The organism is Burkholderia mycopellens (assembly GCF_964265025.1).
In the GTDB taxonomy this organism is placed as follows: Bacteria; Pseudomonadota; Gammaproteobacteria; order Burkholderiales; family Burkholderiaceae; genus Burkholderia.
The window spans coordinates 1,630,656-1,648,085 of record NZ_OZ183802.1 but is presented as its reverse complement, the minus strand read 5'-3'; the positions used below and the strand labels follow the sequence as shown (position 1 = coordinate 1,648,085).

Annotated in this window: 13 protein-coding genes, 2 pseudogenes, 1 riboswitch and 1 other annotated feature; of the genes and pseudogenes, 10 read left to right on the top strand and 5 right to left on the bottom strand. The window is 63.4% G+C overall.

Annotation, left to right across the window (positions count from 1 at the left end; translation table 11 throughout):
* The first annotated feature begins 249 nt into the window (after positions 1 to 249).
* From ACPTTC_RS07695 to ACPTTC_RS07685, 3 genes are all read left to right on the top strand, one after another.
* Positions 250 to 1,338, top strand: coding sequence for a hypothetical protein (locus ACPTTC_RS07695; protein WP_423392073.1), 1,089 nt, complete (start codon positions 250 to 252; stop codon positions 1,336 to 1,338).
* Positions 1,339 to 1,386: 48 nt separating this feature from the next.
* Positions 1,387 to 3,204, top strand: coding sequence for a glutamine--fructose-6-phosphate transaminase (isomerizing) (gene glmS, locus ACPTTC_RS07690; RefSeq protein WP_175972068.1), 1,818 nt, complete (start codon positions 1,387 to 1,389; stop codon positions 3,202 to 3,204).
* Between the two features lie 338 nt (positions 3,205 to 3,542).
* Positions 3,543 to 3,627, top strand: a riboswitch (ZMP/ZTP riboswitch).
* Positions 3,628 to 3,864: 237 nt separating this feature from the next.
* Positions 3,865 to 5,004 carry an aminodeoxychorismate synthase component I gene (locus ACPTTC_RS07685; RefSeq protein ID WP_423392072.1) on the top strand — a complete coding sequence of 380 codons (1,140 nt, stop codon included), beginning with the start codon at positions 3,865 to 3,867 and terminating at the stop codon, positions 5,002 to 5,004.
* A gap of 39 nt (positions 5,005 to 5,043) precedes the next feature.
* Here ACPTTC_RS07685 and ACPTTC_RS07680 read toward each other — a convergent pair whose 3' ends face one another.
* The 3 genes from ACPTTC_RS07680 to ACPTTC_RS07670 form a co-directional block, all read right to left on the bottom strand.
* Positions 5,044 to 5,616, bottom strand: a complete 573-nt coding sequence (locus tag ACPTTC_RS07680) for a LysR substrate-binding domain-containing protein (RefSeq protein ID WP_423392071.1) — start codon at positions 5,614 to 5,616, stop codon at positions 5,044 to 5,046.
* Between the two features lie 24 nt (positions 5,617 to 5,640).
* Positions 5,641 to 6,878 (bottom strand): IS3 family transposase gene (locus ACPTTC_RS07675; RefSeq protein WP_423392070.1). Its coding sequence is split into 2 segments (ribosomal slippage): positions 5,641 to 6,587 and positions 6,587 to 6,878, totalling 1,239 coding nucleotides; the frame shifts between segments, so codons are not numbered across the junction.
* Positions 6,481 to 6,597, bottom strand: a sequence feature (AL1L pseudoknot). Its footprint overlaps the gene before it by 117 nt.
* A 303-nt stretch (positions 6,879 to 7,181) precedes the next feature.
* Positions 7,182 to 7,601 (bottom strand): hypothetical protein, encoded by a 420-nt coding sequence (locus tag ACPTTC_RS07670; protein WP_423392069.1) that lies wholly within the window; start codon positions 7,599 to 7,601, stop codon positions 7,182 to 7,184.
* A gap of 509 nt (positions 7,602 to 8,110) precedes the next feature.
* On the opposite strand from ACPTTC_RS07670, the gene ACPTTC_RS07665 reads away from it, so the two are divergent.
* The 7 genes and pseudogenes from ACPTTC_RS07665 to ACPTTC_RS07635 all read left to right on the top strand — a co-directional run bounded on the left by ACPTTC_RS07665 (position 8,111) and on the right by ACPTTC_RS07635 (position 15,636).
* Positions 8,111 to 8,554, top strand: a complete 444-nt coding sequence (locus ACPTTC_RS07665; RefSeq protein WP_423392068.1) for a hypothetical protein — start codon at positions 8,111 to 8,113, stop codon at positions 8,552 to 8,554.
* Between the two features lie 299 nt (positions 8,555 to 8,853).
* The gene (istA, locus tag ACPTTC_RS07660) at positions 8,854 to 10,332 is read left to right on the top strand and encodes an IS21 family transposase (protein WP_224755808.1); all 1,479 of its coding nucleotides are present in this window, start codon (positions 8,854 to 8,856) and stop codon (positions 10,330 to 10,332) included.
* Positions 10,325 to 11,122 (top strand): IS21-like element helper ATPase IstB, encoded by a 798-nt coding sequence (gene istB, locus ACPTTC_RS07655; protein WP_060091270.1) that lies wholly within the window; start codon positions 10,325 to 10,327, stop codon positions 11,120 to 11,122. Before istA ends, istB (ACPTTC_RS07655) begins: the two co-directional genes overlap by 8 nt.
* 13 nt (positions 11,123 to 11,135) lie before the next feature.
* Positions 11,136 to 12,125 (top strand): annotated as a pseudogene (locus tag ACPTTC_RS07650) (IS3 family transposase); the annotation flags it as partial.
* Complete coding sequence (locus ACPTTC_RS07645; RefSeq protein ID WP_423391994.1) at positions 12,125 to 12,442, top strand: hypothetical protein; 318 nt, start codon at positions 12,125 to 12,127, stop codon at positions 12,440 to 12,442. The pseudogene ACPTTC_RS07650 and the gene ACPTTC_RS07645, both read left to right, overlap by 1 nt.
* A 153-nt stretch (positions 12,443 to 12,595) precedes the next feature.
* Positions 12,596 to 14,602 carry a hypothetical protein gene (locus ACPTTC_RS07640; RefSeq protein ID WP_423392067.1) on the top strand — a complete coding sequence of 669 codons (2,007 nt, stop codon included), beginning with the start codon at positions 12,596 to 12,598 and terminating at the stop codon, positions 14,600 to 14,602.
* Positions 14,596 to 15,636 (top strand): ATP-binding protein, encoded by a 1,041-nt coding sequence (locus ACPTTC_RS07635; protein ID WP_423392066.1) that lies wholly within the window; start codon positions 14,596 to 14,598, stop codon positions 15,634 to 15,636. The genes ACPTTC_RS07640 and ACPTTC_RS07635 overlap by 7 nt, the downstream gene beginning before the upstream one ends.
* A gap of 84 nt (positions 15,637 to 15,720) precedes the next feature.
* Here the strand turns inward: ACPTTC_RS07635 and istB (ACPTTC_RS07630) are convergent, their stop codons facing one another.
* Positions 15,721 to 16,518 carry an IS21-like element helper ATPase IstB gene (gene istB / locus ACPTTC_RS07630; RefSeq protein ID WP_060091270.1) on the bottom strand — a complete coding sequence of 266 codons (798 nt, stop codon included), beginning with the start codon at positions 16,516 to 16,518 and terminating at the stop codon, positions 15,721 to 15,723.
* Positions 16,511 to 17,350: pseudogene (locus tag ACPTTC_RS07625) on the bottom strand (Mu transposase domain-containing protein); the annotation flags it as partial. The pseudogene ACPTTC_RS07625 and the gene istB (ACPTTC_RS07630), both read right to left, overlap by 8 nt.
* Positions 17,351 to 17,430 lie beyond the last annotated feature (80 nt).

Sequence of the window (17,430 nt, the reverse complement as noted above, 5' to 3'; positions counted from 1 at the left end):
ACAAGCGCTCCTGCGCGCCGACAGTGCCGATCGTGCCGACGTGCCCTGTTAAAGCACGCGCGATCCACGAGCCTGGTTCCGGCTTCGCAGTCAAGAACCGGCCCGTGAACGCCAATAGCGTTACCAGCCTCGGGTTCACCCGCGCCACGGTGAACCGAGCCGCAACGTCGACACGCTCGCCGGGTGCGACGCGGCCAACGCCGCGCCCGGCGACAATTGCACAGGACCGCCGCGCAGGAGCCCAAGACCATGAACCGGCCCGCGCTTTGCCCGACCGTACGCTCGCGCGTCGCGGCCACCGTCGCGCTGTGTCGCCGGTGGCACGTCGCCTGCTGCATCGCTGCGTGCGGTTTCGCGCTGCACGCGAGCGCCGCCGAACTCCGCCTCAACGGCCTGTATCAACGCGCCGACGGTGCGATCACCGTGCGCCTGAACGGCGTCGGCATCGACCCGTATTTCGCGGCGAAGGCACTGCTCGCCGCGTCCGACGCGCAACTCGACGCCCGTCAGGCTGCACTCGCGTGGATCGCTTGGTTGCTGCCGCGCCAGCGCCCGGATGGCAGCTTCGATCGCTACTGCGCGAAGAACGACCGCTACCGCGCATGTGCCAGCGCGGAAACCGACGACGCGATGACGGCGACCTGGATCGAACTGCTCGCCCGCTTCGCGCCGCCCGACGGCTTGCCAGCCGCGTGGGAACTCAGCCTGAACCGCGCCGGCGTGCACCTGGACACGCTGCTCGACAAGTCCTCCGGCGTCTACCAGGTCTCGTCGTCGCTGCACGTCGCATTGCTGATGGACAACGTCGAAGTACACAGCGCGTTCCAGGCCCTCGCGGCGTACTACGTCAGACGCGCCGACTACACGCATGCGGGACCGTGGAGCCAGCGCGCCGACCGGCTGGCATCCGCGATCCTGAAGGTCTTCTGGCGCGGCGCCGAATCCGGCTTTCGCGCCAGCACGCAGCAGGTCAGCGATACGAGTTTCTATCCGGCGAAGATCGCGCAGATCCTCCCGCTCCTGTCCGGTATTCAGGTACCCGAACAATCCAGCGAGACGATCTATGCGCAGTGGATGCGAAAGTACGGCAAGAGCTGGCCGCAACTCGCCGACACGGACTATCCGTGGAGCTTGATCGCACTGGTCGCGCTCAAGATGAACGATTGGGGCACGGTTGCCTGCTGGAAAGCACGGTCGGGCCCATATCGGCACGGCGCACACTGGAACGTACTGGAGGAGTCGCTTTATCTGGCATTCGAAAGCCGGATGACCGCCCCCGTCATACCCGCTCGATGCGGATTCACGACGGCGGCGGCAACGGCAACCGCATCGCGCTGACGCAACGGTGCGTGCGGCTCATGATGACTAACAGGGAGGTGACGTGTCATGTGTGGCATCGTCGGCGCGGTCGCGCAACGGGACATCGTCCCGATTCTGATTGAAGGTTTGCGTCGTCTCGAATACCGCGGCTACGACTCATGCGGCGTGGCGACGGTCGTGAACGGCCAGGCGCGTCGCGAACGCAGCGTGTCGCGCGTTGCCGATCTCGATGCGCATGTACGCACCGCCGGCCTGACCGGCAGCACCGGCATCGCGCACACGCGCTGGGCGACGCACGGCGCACCGGCAACCTGCAATGCCCATCCGATCTTCTCGCGCGATGAAATCGCGCTCGTGCACAACGGTATCATCGAAAACCACGAAACGCTGCGCAAGCAACTTTCCGACGCGCACTACGAATTCGATGGCCAGACCGACACCGAGGTCGTCGCGCACCTGATCCACAGCAAGTACCGCGGCGACCTGCTCGCCGCCGTACGCGCAGCGACTTCACAGCTTCACGGCGCCTACGCGATCGCCGTGTTCAGCAAGCACGAGCCACAACGGTTGATCGGCGCAAAGGCCGGCTCACCGCTCGTCGTCGGCGTGAAGGACGGCGAATGCTTTCTCGCCTCCGACGCGCTCGCGCTCGCCGGCATCACCGACCGCTTCATCTTTCTCGAGGAAGGCGACATCGTCGAGTTGACGCCGGGCGGCGTGCGCGTACTCGATCGTGGCGGCGCACCGGTCGAGCGCGCGGTACAAACCATTTCCTCCGCACAGGCCGCGGTCGAACTCGGGCCGTACCGGCATTTCATGCAGAAGGAGATTTTCGAGCAACCGCAGGCCGTGGCCGCGACCATCCCGGATGCGGGGCTGTTCGATCCGGCCGTATTCGGCCCGGACGCCGCGCGGGCGTTCGAGCAGATCGACAACGTGCTGATTCTCGCGTGCGGCACGAGTCACTATTCCGGCCTGACCGCGCGCCGCTGGCTCGAAACGATCGCGCGCGTGCCCGCGCAGGTCGAGATCGCGAGCGAATACCGTTACAGCGACGCGCTCGCGATGCCGAATACGCTGGTCGTGAGCGTGTCGCAATCCGGCGAGACCGCCGACACGCTCGCCGCGCTCAAGTACGCGCAGGCGCTCGGCCATATCGACACGCTGGCGATCTGCAACGTGCCGACCAGCGCGATGATGCGGCAGACCGGCCTGCGCTTCCTGACGCGGGCCGGCCCGGAAATCGGTGTCGCGTCGACCAAGGCGTTCACGACGCAGCTCGTCGCGCTGTTCATTCTCGCCGTCACGCTCGGCCGACTGCGCGGCTACGTCGACGATGCGCAGCTCGCGCGCTACACGATGCAGTTGCGGCGTCTGCCTGGCGCGCTCGAGGATGTGCTCGGGCTCGAACCGCAGATCGAACGCTGGGCGGCGGAATTCTCGCAGCACGAGAATGCGCTGTTTCTCGGGCGCGGGCTGCACTACCCGATCGCGCTTGAAGGTGCGCTGAAGTTGAAGGAGATTTCGTATATCCACGCGGAGGCGTATCCCGCGGGTGAGTTGAAGCACGGGCCGCTCGCGCTCGTGACTCACACGATGCCCGTCGCGACGATCGCGCCGAACGATGCGCTGCTCGAGAAGCTGAAGTCGAACATGCAGGAAGTGCGCGCGCGCGGCGGGCAGCTTTACGTGTTCGCCGATGCCGATACGCGGATCGACAACAGCGAAGGCGTGTCGGTGCTGCGGATGCCGGATTACTACGGGCTGTTGTCGCCGATCCTGCACGTCGTGCCGTTGCAGCTGCTCGCGTATCACGCGGCGTGCTTGCGCGGCGCGGATATCGACAAGCCGAGGAATCTGGCGAAATCGGTGACGGTGGAGTGAGGGGAGGGTCGGACGGCCGCATCCAGTCCGCGCTGATCGAGCGCTACAGCGCCCAGCGGCTCGGCGGCTTCGCGGCACACTGGAGCAGGCTGCGCGCACGAGCGGCAAGATCGGCGCGAACGCGTTCGGCATCGCGACGTTAAGCGCGGTCGTCGCGTCCGATTACGCGCACGCCACCCATCCCGATCTCGCGTTGCCGTCCCGCGCGCCGACGCCGGCAGCCGTGGTCGACGCGCTCGCGCGGCATCCCGCATTCGTCGACACCTGCCCCTGAACGTCCGCACGCCGCGCGCGGCCTGGCCGCGCATGCCAAAACGCGCTTCGGTTGTGAGAGAATCCGCGTGTCGCGTGACTGGCGCCAATAGATAGACCACTATCGGGAAGCGCGACCTTGACATCTTGCCGCGCGCCTGGGCCGACTTCTCCGACACAATTCACGCTCAGGAAACATGCGTCCCGGTTTCTTTCGCTCCTGCTGCCCCACCTATCGACAGCAGACGACACGCGCCTCCGTCTCCTCGCGCGCCGCGGCCTCGCGCAGCGTCGACCGCCGCCGTCGCGCGGACCTCGATCCGCGTCCCGTGCCCCTGCGACAGCCTGCCCGGATCTCCTCCTCTTCCTGTTTCCTGAAGCCCGTGACCCGGCAGCTCGGAGTATCGAATGCCCATTTGCCGCTTTGAAGATGCCGTCCAGGATCAGGCACTCGAGCTGCGCGGATTCGTCCGGAAGATCACGGTCAGCGCCTTCGACGATCTGCCCGCCGCGCTCGCCGACATCCAGCGCGCGCAGCGGGCAGGATACTGGATCGGCCTCAAGCTGTCCTATGCGCTCGGCGAATGGCTCGACCCCGCGTGGCTGAAAGACCGGCGCACCGCGGCCTCGGGCGGCGCGCCGCGCCTGATCGCGTTGGTCTTCGAGGACGCGGTTCGCGAGTCGACGTGGCAACCGCGCGCGGACGACGCGCCCGCCAGGATCGTCAGCGCCCGTCCGCGCATCCGCTTCCCGGAGTACGCGCGGCACATCCTCGCCATCAAGCAGCAGATCGAAAACGGCGACGTGTACCAGGTCAACTTTACACTGCCGGTCGACGTCGAGATGGAGGGCGACCCGGCGTCGCTGTACCGGCAATTGATCCACCACCATCCGGTGTCGCACGCGGCCTATATCGACGACGGCGACTCGTACACGTTGTCCATTTCGCCGGAGCTGTTCGTGGCGCACGCCGACGGCATGCTGACCAGCCGCCCGATGAAGGGCACGGCGCCCAGGCATGCGGACCCGGAGCAGGACAAGCGCGCCGCCGACGCGCTCCTCGCGAGCGACAAGGACCGGGCCGAGAACGCGATGATCGTCGACCTGCTGCGCAATGACCTGGGGAAGATCGCGCGGACCGGTTCGGTCAGCGTCCCTCGCCTGTTCGACCTCGAGCGCTATCCGTCAATCTGGACCCTGACCTCCACGATCCAGGCGGAAGTGGGCGACACCACGACCTTGCTCGAGATCCTGCGCGCGCTCTTTCCGTGCGGATCGGTGGTCGGCGCGCCCAAGCTCGCGGCGATGCGCTGCATCCGGGAACGCGAAGTGGACGACCGCGGCCTCTATTGCGGCAGCCTCGGCTGGCTCGCGCCCAACGGCGACTTCTCGTTGAACGTCGCGATCCGTACCCTCGTCCTAGGTCGCGACGGCTCGGGCGTCTACGGCGTCGGCGGCGGCATCGTGTTCGACTCCGAGCCCGATCTCGAATGGCGCGAATGCCAGTGGAAATCCCGCGTACTGGGCGAGATCCACGACGACGCGTAGACCTGACGGCCTGACGTCACGCCCCTGTCGCGGCGTCGGTCAGATGGACGCGTGCGCGCCCTCCACCTTGCCGCGACACATCCCGGCAGCTGCGCCCAACGCGCGCGCGACGCGCTCGTCGACGCAGCCCGGATACAACCTCACCTCCATCTCCGGCAAACGCGGCAGGCCGTAGCGGCCGCTGACTTCAACGGCCCCGGCGGGGGCGGTTCCGCACATCATCGCTGCCACCCCGAGTCCCGCGGACACGGCGGCGGACACCGCGCTCGCGGTCTCGCCGACGAATACCTCACGCCACGGAATCGGCACGTCGTCGAGCGAACGCAGCACCAACGCCCGCGTGTCGCTGGAAGCGGGCCACGACACGAGGCGCAGCGGGCTACCGGGCGTCTCGTCCCATTCAGGCGCGGCGTACCAGCCGAAGCGCTCGCGTTTCACCACATAACCATCACCGCGCCCTTCGACGCGTGGAACGATCGCCGCGCCCAGACGCCCGCTGTCGAGATCGTCCAGCACCTGTCGTGCGTGATCGACGCGCAGCTCGATCGTCAGCCCGGGATCGTAACGGTGCAGCGCCGACAGCAAACCCGCCAGGTCCTGATTGAACCGCACCGGGAATCGTGGAGGCTGGTTGGTTTAAGTTAATGCAGGCACGTCAGCGGTATTTCTGAGTTGCCTGTAGTAGTTTGCCTCAGCCGCAGCGGGCGAGATATAGCCGAGCGGCTCCATCAGCCGATGATGGTTGTACCAGGCCACCCATTCCAGCGTTGCCAGTTCGACGGATTCCCTCGTTTTCCAAGGGGCGCGGCGATGAATCAGTTCCGTCTTGTACAGGCCATTTATCGTTTCAGCCAGTGCATTGTCGTAGCTGTCGCCCCGACTGCCAACCGACGGCTCGATGCCCGCCTCGGCCAGCCGTTCGCTGTAGCGAATGCTGACGTATTGGGACCCTCTGTCGGAGTGGTGAATCAACGTCCCGTCCTCGCCCGGTTGCCTGGTGTACAGCGCCTGTTCAAGTGCATCCAGCACGAAGTCCGTGGTCATCGACGAACTGACGCGCCAGCCAACGATACGGCGGGCAAACACGTCGATCACGAATGCCACGTACAGCCAGCCTTGCCAAGTCGAGACATACGTAAAATCCGACGCCCAGAGCTGATTCGGTCGATCGGCCTTGAACTGCCGGTTGACCCGGTCCAGCGGGCGTGGCGCAATCGCATCGGGAATCGTTGTGCGAACTCGCTTGCCGCGAACTGCGCCTCGAAAACCCTGCAGCTTCATCAACCGCCCGACTGTGCAGCGTGCGACCACGATACCTTCCCGGTTCATCTGCATCCAGACCTTCGGTACGCCATAGACCTGCATGTTGGCCTGCCAGACACGCTTGATCTCCGGTTGCAGAATCTCATCACGTTTGGCGCGGGCGCAGCGTTTGGACGGATCTCGAAGCTGCGCAGCATGGCGTCGGTAGCCCGACGGGGCAATCCGCAAGACCTTGCAGATCGGCTCGACCCCGAAGGTGTCGCGATGCTGATCAATGAAGGTCTTCAGAACTTGAAACGGCGGTCGAGCTCCGCCTGGGCGAAAAACGCGCTCGCCAGCTTGAGAATCTCGTTGGTCCGGCGCAGTTCCTTAACCTCGCGCTCTAGCGCCTTGATACGCTCACGCTCGGCCGTGTTCACGCCATCGCGCTCCCCACGGTCGACCTCGTCGCGTTTGACCCAATCCAGCAGCGTCTGCGGCGTACAGCCGATCATCGGTGCAATCGATTCGACTGCCGCCCACATCGACGGGTGTTCGCTACGCTGCTCGCGTACCAGGCGCACTGCACGCTCTCGAACTTCCGGGGAAAACTTGTTTGCCTTCTTGTTCATGGCTCGATTCTCTCAAGAATACGAGCCTCCACCAAATTCGGTGCGATTCAACTCCGCTTTCTAAGCATAGATAGCGACCCGATGATTTGAGAGCCCTCCAGCGCCTGGACGCCAATGTCCATTTCCTATGGCATCGGCGCCCCGGTCATCACCGTCAGCTACGTTGGATATGGAACATTGCAGACAAGACGCGTCACGCGCACGAGGAGTTGACGACGAACAAGGTGCGTCCAGGCCATCCCATACAAAGCCAGACGTAGTGACGCTGAGAGTTGCGAAAATCAACGGGCAACCGGCGATGCTCTATTCCCGGGGAATCACCGGCAACGGAGGGAGACCGTCCAGTCCGTCGGGGAGCCCAGACCTACCGTTGAGCTTCGTAATATTCCAGCGTGCAGGATCGTTCCACTCGTAGTCCATTTGATACTGGAGGTGCGAATTCACCCTGAATAGCCCGACGCAAAACTTGCGGCCGTTATTTTCCAATGCATTGCGGAGGTCGGGAAGAATGCGAAGTACGCCTGCAAAAAATTCTTTGTGAACCGTGGAAGCAATCAGCTCGACGCAAGTGCCACTGCGATAGGAAGCCCTTCCTCCAAATTGCGAATCGCTCGGTGCTTCCAGGCGAACGTAGGCCTCGTTCCACCCAGGAAAATGAACTCGCATCTGTTCGACGACATGCTGAGCGAGTTCGATCAGCAACTCTGTTGCCCGTTCGTTCATAGTCTCATTCCCTCGTCCGTTTATACGCGGGGTCGCGCCGTTATCCCATTCTCTTTCGCATCGTTTCTTTTAAAACGTGGCCACTCGCAATGCTGAAGCCGGTCGAAGCGATGTGGATGCCGATCCCCTCGTCCGGTGCACCGTCGTTGAAACATTCGACTCTGCTTCGCCGGTCGTGAACGCAACCGCATGATACCTTGGTCAGGAAATTCGCCGAGCAAGGGCAAAGCCACGTCACCCCTCGTCGACCTCAAGAAGCAGCGACCGGACGGACAAGCCGTCTTTCCGTCGTTGCCGTAATGGCTGCGGTAACATCTGGCGACGGCGACTTCGCGGGCATACCCACATGAGCCTAACCGAGCATTGTGAGGCTCCAATACACATGGAATCGTGCGCGCGTCTCCAGTAGAACTGGCCGCCCCGCACGCGACCGGCATGGGTTTCGCGGCGGTTGGATCGCGGTGTCGTTTTGACGGAAATCGATTACAGCACTGCAAGGAGAAGACGACTTGTCGTGGAATCTCTTCGAAGTCCCAGACAGTGTGCGGGATCGCCTGGCTCGACTCGAGACGAAGTCCGACTGGTACGTTGAGCTCGGCAAGCTCCATGTCGGGCAGACCGGACGATTGGTTTACGATCTGCAGGAAACGTGGCCTCTCTGGGTTGAAGCTACCGAACACGCGCCATCGCCCCTTCGCTTGCTCTTTATCGGCGAGATGTCGGCGCGAGGTGGTCCTGACCCGGACGTTGGTTTTCTGGGCGCCAGTCTTGTGCGTGCTATCTCAAAGGCCTTGCGCCAACCGGAAAGTTATTTCCTTGACCTATTCTCGAAAACGGAATTTGCGAAGCTTTCGGATGACTATCGAAATGAGATCGCGCTTCTTCCCTTACTAAGGGACTGCTACGACCAAGTGGCTTGCAATAACAACGCGATCATATTCGTCCTCGCTTGATATTGGCTCGACAACGATAACGAGGTCGCACAACGCGATACTCCCCATGCGTCTAAATGTCCGCGCGAAATGGATTGACACCGTTATATGTGCGCACGCGTATCCGCAATAACTGTCGTCTAAAATCGTCACCGCGTGCGTCCGCAGGAACTGTGGATTGTTGATGTCCGCACAGAACTGACCCACTAGAGCTGAAAATTTTCATCGAATTTTGACCCACGTGATTGAATGCCCTGCTCAATCTTTGAGCAGGGGATACAAAGGTGATCACGGTGGGCATATTGGCCAAGATCAGGCGGATGTATTTCCGCGAGAAGGTCCCACTGCGCGAGATTGCGCGGCGTACGGGCCTGTCCCGAAACACGGTGCGCCGCTGGCTGCGGCAGACTGATGCTGTCGAGCCGAAGTATCCGAAGCGCGTCAGCCCGAGCGTCATCGACGACTGGGCCGCACAGCTGACAGGTTGGCTGCGTGCCGACAGTCATCGCCCGAAGCGTGACCGGCGCACCGCCCGGTTCATGTTCGAGGCGATCCGCGCCGAGGGTTACGCCGGCAGCTACGGCCGCGTAAGCGCGTTCGTGAGGCGTTGGCACGAGGAGCAGGCTGAGGCGCCTCGCAGGAAGGCCTTCGTGCCGCTCGCCTTCGAACCCGGCGAAGCCTTCCAGTTTGACTGGAGCTGCGAATACGCGTTTGTTGGCGGGCTACGGCGACGCCTGGAGGTCGCCCACGTCAAACTTAACTCCAGCCGCGCGTTCTGGCTCGTCGCCTATCCCACACAGAGTCACGAGATGCTGTTCGATGCGCACGCCCGCGCATTCGCCGCGTTCGGCGGCGTGCCGCGGCGCGGCATCTACGACAACATGAAGACCGCCGTGGACAAGGTTGGCCGCGGCAAGGAGCGTGCGGTCAACGCGCGCTTCGAAGCGATGTGCAGTCACTACCTGTTCGAGCCGGAGTTCTGCAACCGGGCTGCAGGCTGGGAGAAAGGCATCGTCGAGAAGAACGTTCAGGACCGGCGACGTCAGATCTGGCACGAAGCAGCGCTACGGCGCTGGGAAACGCTGGAGATCCTGAACGAATGGGTCGCTGGTCAGTGTCGTGAGGCGTGGCACATGCGGCACCCGCAGTGGCCTGAGCTGACAGTCGAGGATGTGCTGCAGGACGAGCGTACCCGGCTGATGCCCAATCCACGGCCGTTCGACGGCTACATCGAGCAGACCCTGCGAGTCTCGTCGACCAGCCTGATTCACTTCCAACGCAACCGCTACAGCGTGCCCACCGAGTACACGAACCAGTTGGTGAGCGTGCGCTGCTATCCGGCATATCTCAGCGTCGTCGCCAACGCCCAGGAGATCGCACGCCACGAACGCAGCTTCGAGCGGCACATGACCTTCTACGATTGGCGCCACTACGTCACGCTGGTCGAGCGCAAACCCGGCGCACTGCGCAACGGCGCACCGTTCATCACGATGCCGCAGCCGCTGCAACTGCTGCAGCGGCATCTGCTGAAACACCCGGGCGGAGATCGCGTCATGACGCAGGTGCTCGCTGCGGTGCGCGAACACGGGCTCGATGCGGTGCTGCTCGCCGTACAGGCTGCGCTGGATTCAGGACGCCCCAGCGCAGAGCACGTCCTGAACGTGCTGAGCCGGCTGAAGGCGCCCGTCACGAATGGCAGCCTCGCCACGACGAAACTCCAGCTCAAGGAAGAGCCCGCGGCCGACGTGAACCGTTACGAGACGCTGCGTGCCAACCCACCGGAGGATCGTCATGTCTAACGATATCGCGGCCCAGCTCAAGGGTCTTAAACTGCACGGCATGGCGAGCACGTGGCCGGAGCTGCTCGCGCAGTCGCGCCACACTGACTTCGAGCCGGAGCGCTTCATGAAGCAGCTGTTGATGGCTGAAACCGCCGAACGGCAGGTGCGCTCGATCGCCTATCAAATGACCGCTGCGCGCTTCCCGGCCCACCGCGACCTGAAGGGCTTCGACTTCGCGCAGGCACACGTCGACGAAGCGCTGGTGCGCGAACTGAGCGAGCTGTCGTTCCTCGAAAGCGCGCACAACGTCGTGTTCATCGGTGGTCCGGGCACTGGCAAGACGCACCTCGCCTCAGCGATCGGAATCGAAGCCGTACAGCGCCACGGCAAGCGTGTGCGCTACTTCTCGACCGTCGAGCTGACCAACGCCCTGGAGCAGGAGAAGTCCATCGGCAAACAAGGCCAGATCGCCCACAAGCTGATGTACGTCGATCTGGTGATTCTCGATGAGCTGGGCTATCTGCCGTTCAGCCAGACCGGCGGTGCATTGCTGTTCCATCTGCTCTCAAAGCTTTACGAGCACACGAGCGTCGCGATCACGACCAATCTCAGCTTCGGCGAGTGGGCGAGCGTGTTCGGGGATGCAAAGATGACGACAGCGCTGCTGGACCGCGTCACCCATCACTGCCACATCGTCGAAACGGGCAATGAATCGTGGCGCTTCAGGACCAGTTCTGCCAAGGCAAAGACAACAAGAAAAAGAGCAGCAAAACCAGCGGGTAACGAAGAGTTATCCACACCGGAATAGATGTACTACGCTGTCTCAGGGTGGGTCAGATTTAGATGAAATCGGTGGGTTAAGACTCGGTGGAAATCAACAGTCGGCCCAGATTACGCGATTACGGGAGGGGCGGACCATCCTATTAATGGATTGCGCGCTCGCCATCGTTGCCGGGGGACGACCAGTGAAACAGGTCTGCGAAGTTCTCGGCGTAGCGCGCTCGAATGTGACGGCGAAGCTCGCCCGACCTGCCGATTGGCGTGACGGGCGCACGGTGAGGCACACCAACGACGCCAAGTTGGTCGAGGAAATCCGGCACATCATCGCCGACTTGCCGAGCTGGGGTTACCGGCGCGTCTGGGGCAGGCTGCGAAGCCTGCGGGAGAACCAAGGCGCGGCCCCCGTTAACGTCAAGCGGGTCTATCGCGTCATGCGCGTACACAGCTTGCTGGTCGAGCGCAGGACCATGCCGCCGCGCCCGCAGCGTCGGCATGACGGCAAGGTCGCCGTGGCGAAGAGCAATCAACGCTGGTGTTCTGACGGCTTCGAGTTTCGTTGCGACAACGGCGAACCGCTGCGCGTGACGTTTGCGTTGGACTGCTGCGACCGCGAAGCGATGAGCTGGGCGGCGACGACCGGCGGCCACAGCGGGAACATCGTGCGTGACGTGATGCTCGCGGCCATCGAGCACCGCTTTGGCGACGCCTTGCAGGCGCCAGCGGAAATAGAATGGCTTACGGATAACGGCTCGGGCTACATTGCCGAGAAGACCCGCGCCTTCGCTGCCGACATCGGCCTGAAGCCATTGACGACGCCGGTGTGCAGCCCACAAAGTAACGGCATGGCGGAGAGCTTCGTGAAGACGATGAAACGCGACTACGTGACCTTCATGCCGAAGCCCGACGCGGCGACGGCCGTGCGCAATCTCGCCATCGCCTTTGAGCATTACAACGAGCAGCATCCACATAGCGCCTTGAAATATCGCTCTCCACGTGAGTTCAGGCGAACTATGGTCAGGGAGGGAGTCTGATGCAACCTGATGTGCTACTTCGCCTCCGGCTCAGAACCACGGCCGAAGGAGGACGAAATGGGCCGGTATTCGTAAATCCGGGTACGCACTTCGGTTGCCCCCTGGTCATCGAGGGTCGGCACTTCGATTGTCGCTGGTTGCTGGAAGGTCGACTTCTCGAACTTGGTCACGAACACGATGTACCGGTAAAGTTTCTGTCCTTCGCCCTGGTTGCCCCACTTCTGGCTGTCGGCAAGGAAATCCAGATGTGGGAGGGCAAGATCTTCGCGGATGGCGTCATTACGGACATCTGTCGAACACCTGATTCGCAATATTGACAAGTCTGTTCTAGCGCGTGTCCGGAGATACAGGGGCAACTCCAGGTTTCACAACTTTTCGACCTATGAGCCCATCGTCAACAAGTTGTGGCGCTATGCTCGATCTCAACTAATCTTGTGTCGTAATGGTCGACGCGATGGCGGAGGCGCGAGATGGCACGGCGCTCACGGTTGCTGGCAAGCATTGCGGCAAAGGACGGCGAAGCTGAGCTGCCGGGCGACGTCGATCTGGAAAGCTGGCCTGCGGTCGACCCGCTGGCATTGCCTGCTGAGCGTACTGCCCTATATCTGCGGCGCGAGCGCGCGATTCGCCTTTACCTCGAGGGCGCAACCGACATTCAGATCAAAGCGGCATGCGGGATGGGCCGCGGTCAGGCTTATCGACTGCTGACCGAGCGCTGCCTCAAGCCGCATCCCGACGGACATATCTATGGCTGGCGGGGCCTGTTACCGCATGCCCGCGTGAAGGCCTACGAACGGACGGCGCCGCTTGCCCTCAACGCTTGGAGCGGCGGGGCCGTTGGCGCCCTGCAATGGGTGTTCGAGTCGCCCGCGGGGCGCGGATTCGAAGACATGCTGCGCGAACGCATTCTCGGCAAACGTCCTGCACTTGAGGCGTCGCGCCGGCCGCGCATAGCTATCTTTCGCTGGTTTCTCGCCGAACTGCGCGCACGCGGCTTCGAGCGCCGCGGCGAATGGCCGTTCAACGTCGAAAAGCGCGGATACGTGACGCTGGCCCGCTACATCGATCGCGTCCTCGCGGAGCATCCGGCACGGGCCCGCGAACTGGCCGGCGGGCCAGAAGCGACGCGCAAGGCGCGCGCCGGCGATAGCACGCGTCGGCCGCCGCTGGCCCCGTTCGAGCGCGTTGAATGCGATGCGCATAAGCTCGATGCCCGCATGGTGGTCATGCTACCGTCTCCGCACGGCGGCGCTGAACCGCGCATAATTCACCGCCTCTGGGTCATCGTGCTGGTCGAAGTGGCCTCGCGCGCGGTGCTCGGCTATCACCTCAGCCTGCGACGCGAGTGCTCCGCCGAAGACGTGCTGCGCGCAGTCCGCTGCGCCCTCACGCAGTGGACTCCGGGCGACCTGCAGTTCAGCGACGCCGCGTACGTACCGGGCGCCGGCCTGCCGTCGCATGTATTGCCGCAGCTCGCCGGCGCGTGCTGGAACGAATTCAGCGTCGACGGAGCGCTGGCCAACATCTGCGCGCGCGTCGAAAACGTGCTGCGCGACGTGGTCGACGCCAGAATCGTCAAGCCGCAGGATGCTGCAAGCTACAGCAGCCGGCGCAGCAAGGACGACCGGCCATTCGTAGAGTCGTTCTTCGGGCGCCTGGCGGCCGGTGGGTTTCACCGGCTCGCGACGACGACCGGTAGCGCGCCGAGCGACAGGCATGGTGCCGATCCCAACGCCGCGGCCGTGGCGACGCAGTTCCAGCTCGAGTACGCGGAGGAGTTGCTCGACACGCTGATTGCCAACTACAACGCCACGCCACACTCGGGACTGGGCTATCGCAGCCCGCTCGAGCAGCTCGCATGGTTATTGGAAACCGGCACGTGGACACCTCGCCAGGCCGATCCGAACGCAGTGCGTCGCCTAGTTGGCGTGCGCAAGCAGTGTACGTTGCTGGGTGGGGTCAAGACAGGGCGCCGGCCGCATTTCCATTTCGCCAATGCGCGGTATTCGGCCGAGTGGCTGTGCCTGCGCACTGACCTGCTCGGACAGGCCTTCTGGCTGCAGCTCGACAACGAGGACGATGCGCGTTTTGCGACGGTCTCGACACAGCGGGGCCTGTTTCTCGGCGTGGTCCGCGCTGCACCTCCGTGGCATCTGTCGCCGCATTCGCTGTACGTACGCACGGCGATCCGTTCCCTTGAAAAGCGCCGGCTGCTGCATCTGGCGACCCACGGCGACGCGGTTGAAGCTCTGATCCAGTATTGCGAGGCGTCGCCCGGTGGCAAATTGCCGGTCCACCCGGCCTATCTTGAGGCGCGGCGCATTCTGCAACTGAATGCGGAGCGGGTGGCCGCACAGTCGATGGTCAGCCTGGCCAAGCGCCCGGAAACACCGGCGACAAATGCTGAGGTGGCATCCGCCGCGCCTGCGCGCACCAGCGTGCCTTTGCCTCCGATGCGTCGAGCTCAGCAATGGTAACGCCCGCCGGAATCCGGGATCCGCTCGTGGCGGCCCACGTGCCGCGCGATCATCCGGTCGTGACGCGCGACTACTCGCTGTTCACGATCGCGATTCACGACATGGCCGAACGCATCGGCAGTTGGCTGGACGACCAGATCGACGGCGCGACCATTTTCGGGCCGTCGCGTTTCGGCAAGTCGAGTGCCGTCGATCACTGGCTGCAGCGGCTGCTGTCCGAGCGCCATGGAGGTTTCCTGCCGTTGGTGATCTGGAGCCACACGGATTCTGGCAGCAGTCAGGCTGTCGGCAGCTTTTACGCGCACCTGCTCGATGCGAGCGGCCACAGGCTCGCTCAGGCACGGCGCAGCCCGCTGGAACGGCAAACCATGCTGGTCGAGCGCTGGATCGAGCTCGCCGCCCAGGGCGGCGGACGCTTCCTGGTGCTGGTGATCGACGAAGCGCAGGGCATGAGCCAGCGCGAGTGGCTGTGGCTGGTCGAATTGCACAGCTTGCTTGAGAAGCAACGAATTCGGCTGTGCGTGTTTTCGATCGCGTCGCTGCAGTTCTTCGACGAACCGTTCGGCCTCGCGCTCGCGGGGAGCGCTCATGTCGCGGCGCGCTTCATGTTGGCCGCCGAGCCATTTCACTGCGTTCGGACGACCGATGAACTCGCCTATGTGATGCGCGGGTACGACGACAGCAGCGAATGGCCGCCCGGTTCGGGGAAGTCATTCACCGCAGGCTTGGCCCCACGCCCATGGGCTGGCGGGTTCCGAATGGAGCACCAGGCTGCCGCGCTGATGCAGGCGATGCTTGATACGCTGCCGCCGCGCTACGCGGGGCCGATCGACTTCCCGATGAAAACCGTCGCCCAGGCGTGCCGCCACGTGCTGCTGCGCATTGCTGGTGGCGCCGACGTTGACGCCGTGACGACCGCGGACGCGTGGGGCACGACCGTCCGCGACTGCGGCCACCGGGAACTGATGGCGCTCATCTCCGCCACGGCAATGTTGCGGGGCGCGCACGCGCGCCAGGAGGGCCCTCATGCCTGAGCCCAGCCTGACTGTTGATTTCCACCGAGTCTTAACCCACCGATTTCATCTAAATCTGACCCACCCTGAGACAGCGTAGTACATCTATTCCGGTGTGGATAACTCTTCGTTACCCGCTGGTTTTGCTGCTCTTTTTCTTGTTGTCTTTGCCTTGGCAGAACTGGTCCTGAAGCGCCACGATTCATTGCCCGTTTCGACGATGTGGCAGTGATGGGTGACGCGGTCCAGCAGCGCTGTCGTCATCTTTGCATCCCCGAACACGCTCGCCCACTCGCCGAAGCTGAGATTGGTCGTGATCGCGACGCTCGTGTGCTCGTAAAGCTTTGAGAGCAGATGGAACAGCAATGCACCGCCGGTCTGGCTGAACGGCAGATAGCCCAGCTCATCGAGAATCACCAGATCGACGTACATCAGCTTGTGGGCGATCTGGCCTTGTTTGCCGATGGACTTCTCCTGCTCCAGGGCGTTGGTCAGCTCGACGGTCGAGAAGTAGCGCACACGCTTGCCGTGGCGCTGTACGGCTTCGATTCCGATCGCTGAGGCGAGGTGCGTCTTGCCAGTGCCCGGACCACCGATGAACACGACGTTGTGCGCGCTTTCGAGGAACGACAGCTCGCTCAGTTCGCGCACCAGCGCTTCGTCGACGTGTGCCTGCGCGAAGTCGAAGCCCTTCAGGTCGCGGTGGGCCGGGAAGCGCGCAGCGGTCATTTGATAGGCGATCGAGCGCACCTGCCGTTCGGCGGTTTCAGCCATCAACAGCTGCTTCATGAAGCGCTCCGGCTCGAAGTCAGTGTGGCGCGACTGCGCGAGCAGCTCCGGCCACGTGCTCGCCATGCCGTGCAGTTTAAGACCCTTGAGCTGGGCCGCGATATCGTTAGACATGACGATCCTCCGGTGGGTTGGCACGCAGCGTCTCGTAACGGTTCACGTCGGCCGCGGGCTCTTCCTTGAGCTGGAGTTTCGTCGTGGCGAGGCTGCCATTCGTGACGGGCGCCTTCAGCCGGCTCAGCACGTTCAGGACGTGCTCTGCGCTGGGGCGTCCTGAATCCAGCGCAGCCTGTACGGCGAGCAGCACCGCATCGAGCCCGTGTTCGCGCACCGCAGCGAGCACCTGCGTCATGACGCGATCTCCGCCCGGGTGTTTCAGCAGATGCCGCTGCAGCAGTTGCAGCGGCTGCGGCATCGTGATGAACGGTGCGCCGTTGCGCAGTGCGCCGGGTTTGCGCTCGACCAGCGTGACGTAGTGGCGCCAATCGTAGAAGGTCATGTGCCGCTCGAAGCTGCGTTCGTGGCGTGCGATCTCCTGGGCGTTGGCGACGACGCTGAGATATGCCGGATAGCAGCGCACGCTCACCAACTGGTTCGTGTACTCGGTGGGCACGCTGTAGCGGTTGCGTTGGAAGTGAATCAGGCTGGTCGACGAGACTCGCAGGGTCTGCTCGATGTAGCCGTCGAACGGCCGTGGATTGGGCATCAGCCGGGTACGCTCGTCCTGCAGCACATCCTCGACTGTCAGCTCAGGCCACTGCGGGTGCCGCATGTGCCACGCCTCACGACACTGACCAGCGACCCATTCGTTCAGGATCTCCAGCGTTTCCCAGCGCCGTAGCGCTGCTTCGTGCCAGATCTGACGTCGCCGGTCCTGAACGTTCTTCTCGACGATGCCTTTCTCCCAGCCTGCAGCCCGGTTGCAGAACTCCGGCTCGAACAGGTGTCAGCGTCGGATAGATACTCCCCACTTTCGTCGAAGTAATTTTCCCCAGTTTTTTATCTGATGGCGCCGCGGTAGCGGCG

Bases quoted from the DNA above. Each gene is read 5' to 3' on its own strand.
- ACPTTC_RS07670 (WP_423392069.1), bottom strand. From the start codon at position 7,601: ATGAACGAACGGGCAACAGAGTTGCTGATCGAACTCGCTCAGCATGTC.
- glmS (WP_175972068.1), top strand. From the start codon at position 1,387: ATGTGTGGCATCGTCGGCGCGGTCGCGCAACGGGACATCGTCCCGATT.
- ACPTTC_RS07685 (WP_423392072.1), top strand. From the start codon at position 3,865: ATGCCCATTTGCCGCTTTGAAGATGCCGTCCAGGATCAGGCACTCGAG.
- istB (WP_060091270.1), bottom strand. From the start codon at position 16,518: ATGTCTAACGATATCGCGGCCCAGCTCAAGGGTCTTAAACTGCACGGC.
- ACPTTC_RS07695 (WP_423392073.1), top strand. From the start codon at position 250: ATGAACCGGCCCGCGCTTTGCCCGACCGTACGCTCGCGCGTCGCGGCC.
- istA (WP_224755808.1), top strand. From the start codon at position 8,854: ATGTATTTCCGCGAGAAGGTCCCACTGCGCGAGATTGCGCGGCGTACG.
- ACPTTC_RS07645 (WP_423391994.1), top strand. From the start codon at position 12,125: ATGCAACCTGATGTGCTACTTCGCCTCCGGCTCAGAACCACGGCCGAA.
- ACPTTC_RS07635 (WP_423392066.1), top strand. From the start codon at position 14,596: ATGGTAACGCCCGCCGGAATCCGGGATCCGCTCGTGGCGGCCCACGTG.
- istB (WP_060091270.1), top strand. From the start codon at position 10,325: ATGTCTAACGATATCGCGGCCCAGCTCAAGGGTCTTAAACTGCACGGC.
- ACPTTC_RS07640 (WP_423392067.1), top strand. From the start codon at position 12,596: ATGGCACGGCGCTCACGGTTGCTGGCAAGCATTGCGGCAAAGGACGGC.